Origin of the sequence: Geobacillus sp. ZGt-1, from assembly GCF_001026865.1 — a bacterium.
GTDB lineage: Bacteria > Bacillota > Bacilli > Bacillales > Anoxybacillaceae > Geobacillus > Geobacillus thermoleovorans.
Genome location: NZ_LDPD01000155.1, coordinates 1 through 4,128, shown reverse-complemented (window position 1 = coordinate 4,128; position 4,128 = coordinate 1). Strand labels below are relative to the sequence as shown.

The 4,128-nt window shown below is 37.5% G+C and carries 2 protein-coding genes; both read right to left on the bottom strand.

Features of this window, described 5'->3' with window-relative positions:
• The coding region (gene pglZ, locus VU18_RS16240) for a BREX-1 system phosphatase PglZ type A (protein ID WP_047758546.1) at positions 1–1,915 on the bottom strand (1,915 nt) is incomplete at its 3' end.
• A 108-nt stretch (positions 1,916–2,023) separates the two neighbouring features.
• Positions 2,024–4,128, bottom strand: a 2,105-nt coding sequence (gene pglX / locus VU18_RS16235) for a BREX-1 system adenine-specific DNA-methyltransferase PglX (protein ID WP_047758545.1), incomplete at its 5' end; no start/stop codon positions are given.

The following is a 4,128-nucleotide window of genomic DNA, read 5'->3' as shown; positions in this document are numbered from 1 at the left end:
AAAAGCCGTGATCACTTGTTAGAAATATACGAACAGCTTCATACGTACCTGTTAATTTGCGAACGGCTGCTTTTATCCGTTCTAACGCATTTTCGACTGCTTCATACGTATATGCTTCCGTTTTGCTCGAATCGCCAATCGCGTCAATGGCATCATGATACAAATAGACAACGCGCTTGCCACGAATATACTCTTGTCCTTCGTCTTTAGTTAATTGAATGAAGTCCTCCATTTTTAAAGCGATAGAATCCACTTCATACATTTGCAAAATGTTATTCCGGTTTTGCAAGCCTTTCGTAGAAAGATCATTCACATAAATTGTGCCATCTTCTTTTATTCCCGTAATCTTTCCTGGAAGCAATGCCGCCATTCCTAATTGCGTATAAGTAGGAAGCGTTGCCTGCATCGGAATGATTTTCACTTCTGTGTTTAAACGCTGTTGAAACTCTTCTAACAATTCCATTCCTATTTCATAACGAAGCGCATCGGAAATAATGACAAAAATACGCTCCCGTGTCGCCTCTAACAATGGCCGTATAAAATGTTGATAAAAATTTTTTTGCTGCATGACATTTGGAATGTTCCATTGTTTGCTCAGTCTTGTTTCCAACATGTGATCTGTATATGCCGCTAACGTCATTAAATATTTATTCTCATACCAGAATGTTACTCTTTCTATTAATTGTTCGTAACGTTCCAAATTCGTTTCTTTTCTGTACAGAAGATAAATATGGCGATAAAGTTGGTCGATACGATAATACTTTTCAGCATACAACGAAAACCATTCTTGTTCGTTTTTCGGTGCTTCATCTCGTTCAAAAATGATTTTCCATTCATAAAAATCAAGTATTTTCTCCAACAACTCATACTCTTGGGCAAAATGCGCCTGATACCAATAACCTTTCCTTCGTTCCGCCAAAATACTTTTCCATTCATTCACAAGGACCGTTTCATTTAATAATAATTCATGCAAAGCATCCAGCACTTTTCGTTCGATAATCGGAAACGTAAAACAACGAATGAACGCCTGATACGTATGCGTTTCTACTAATTGCGGCACATTCCACTTTTGTTCCAGTTCCAACAAAATCGTTTCTAATACTTCACGTTCGTCCGATTTCAACCAATCATCGATAAATACTTTACAAATATTTGGAACGCTACAAGGATAATGAACTTGTAATACATCTTCATCGATATTGGAAGCAACATGCTGGTAAACAATTGTTTCGATAATATGAGATAGATGGTGTTCTTCTTTCGGTGAGACGCCAAAATAATCTTCGATTAGCTCGAAAAACAGATTGACATCCAAATATTTGCCCATTTGTATGAGCGCTTCATTATCATCCGACATTCCGCCTTTTTTTGCGACGACGCTTTTCAATAACTCCTGTGGATGGATGCTTTTTGCATCACATAATACAGCCATCATCGTTTGCTTTACATCATTGGCATTTGGGTTATTTGGAAGCAGCTTTTTAAATTTGGCAACTCGTTGCTTGTTTTTAAAAAACGCCCAATGCTCCTCTATAAACGGTCGAATCGCTAAATGATCGATGCGAAGTTCTTTCATCATAATCGCGATTTCATCTGCTTGAAATTCTCCGTATTTGCCGCTGTAAAGAAGGATATCTAATAAAAAGTTATCCTCATCTTTCGGTTTGGCAAATGGAGCGTATATTAAATACGAACTTTCCGTGTCCTCGAGTTCCAACAATACTTTTGTTTGGAACGCATTGTGATCGTTTAATTTCCAAACTTTGATTCCCTTTTCATTCAACGCTTGTTCTATTTCTGCTAAATCGCGCTCCTCACTTTGCACATCATACCAAAAGACAATTGCACGATCCGAACCAATATTTTCCGTAAGCTGTTTTTCGAATAGTCGCAGTAACTCTTGAACAATATCCATATCTTACACCAACTCTCAATGTATTTCTTTTCCCTATTTTAAAGAAAGACAATCCAATGGCAAGTGAAAAAATGGATAGGGGGCTTCCCCCTATCCATTTTGCAGTGGTTATCTTATTTTCGCAAGGATCGTTTTTAATTTCTCGTAGTTCACAACCACTCCGTCATCTAAATCTAAGGCAATGCGTTGGTTGGCAAGTTCCGCTAATTTTTTATCGAATTCAACAAGCTCTTCCTGCTGGGCTCTAATTTGTTTCAATTGCTTCTCATAACGCTTCTTCATCGCAGAAGATAAATCCGGATTGATAAGATCTTGCTCGAGACGTTTTTGCTCTTGACGAAGTTTTTCTTGTAAGTTTTGTACGTACGTAAAGCGCATTGTTGCTAATGTTTCTGGCGTGTAACGGTGTAAGTAAAATAACGCACGGAAACCTTTTTTCGAACCAGACTCAACCATCCAATAAATCGGACGTTTTTGGTAAATTTTACAATGATCATCATAAAACTCATCAAAGAAATAACGCCGCAAACGCTCTGTCGGTGTTTCGTTGTTTTTCATCGTTAATGACTCCGCTAGCCAACGTAGATTCTCCGCTAACGTCTCTTCACCGAACATAATGATTAATAGCTCTTGCAAGCGGCTGATGACATCATCTTCAAAATAAGACGTTTCCGTCAATGGAATGATGCCATCTTTATCAGGCTGGAATGTTTTATACTTCGAAGCGTCCCAGTCACCACCTGCATACGCAAGACCTTCGGCATCTAACGAATAACGCCCCATCATCAAACCAACACAGTAAGACAAGAACGACTTCGCATCCCGTACTCGATCTGCCCGGCGGACTGTTATTTCTTCATCAGGAACTTCCGGGGTCAATTCATCTTGCAAACCGTATAATTCAATAAAAATGCGGTTCAATTCTTCCTCATTTTTCTTCAGTTGCTGGAACTGCTTTTCCGCATGGTCTTCCCAGTTGGCATAGCATTCCTCTAACGTCTTCGCTTTCCCGCGATAGGTGAGGAATGGATGTTTCTTAAAGTCCCAAGATGTTTCAAATGAATCCCAATCATTTTTTGAAATATGAATTAGTTCTTTAACCTTTTTATTAAATTGAACATTGCCAATAAGGCTTTCATAATTTGGGAGCGGTAATCGCACTACATCAGCAATTTGTAAATTAATTGTTGGGTTTAATATCTTTAATAGTATTTGAGCTGGTTTGGAATTCATACACGCCAATATAAATAATCTCTTATCCTCTTCAGCAAAAACTCCAGGGCCACCAGAATCATATAAAAATCCTTCTGGAATCCATCTCATACTAAAGGGTCCACTAGTTATATATGAAAATCCTATAGAAGGTTTAAAGTAATAACTCATATTTACAATTGTTCTTGTAAATGATTTATTTATTGTTTTGGCAAATTCTATAACTTCTTGACCGGAATTTTCCCAATTTATTAGGTATTCATTAAAGCCATACCATTTTCTATATCCTCCACCCTTACTATATGGAAACCATTTTGCTTTTGATTCTCGTGCTTCTTCGTGACTCTTAGCATGTTTGTAAACTTTTGTAATTGAAACTTCTGGCCAAAATCGAAGAAATCTTTTGTTATCTGATGTTGTCATTCCCCTTTTTACTTCAGCAAATTCCCCTAGTGGTTGTCCATTTTTAAAAATCTTTAAAACGTTACTGCTTACCCAATACGCAATCGGCGAACCTGGGATATCCTTGAAACCTTCTTGATTGCGCACGAATATATCATTTTCTTTTTTACATAAAAACATTTCTTCTTTTGCCCGTGAAGACGAATAATCTACTAATCGTACGTATTTTCCTTTGTAATTGGCAATGAACGATTGTCTTAATACAAAACTTGTACTTTGAACAACTTCCCCTCCAACTTCTTCAAAAGCACGAGTTCCCAGATGAAGCATTGAATAAATAGTAGTGTGACTTAAAAATTCTTTTCGTAATTCTTCAAAACTGCTTAAAAACATCCATGAATGCTGGTTTATTGCTGCTGAAAATCCGTTTTCGACGGTAAAATGTTGCGCGCGAATCATAAATGCGGCAAATAAATCGCTTTTCCCCTTTGGATAGTTATCACTTAAATATTTTTTTAGCTGTGGATTCATCCCTTTCGATCCCATATATGGTGGGTTCGTTACCACGATATCATACTGAGATGCCAACAACTTTGCTT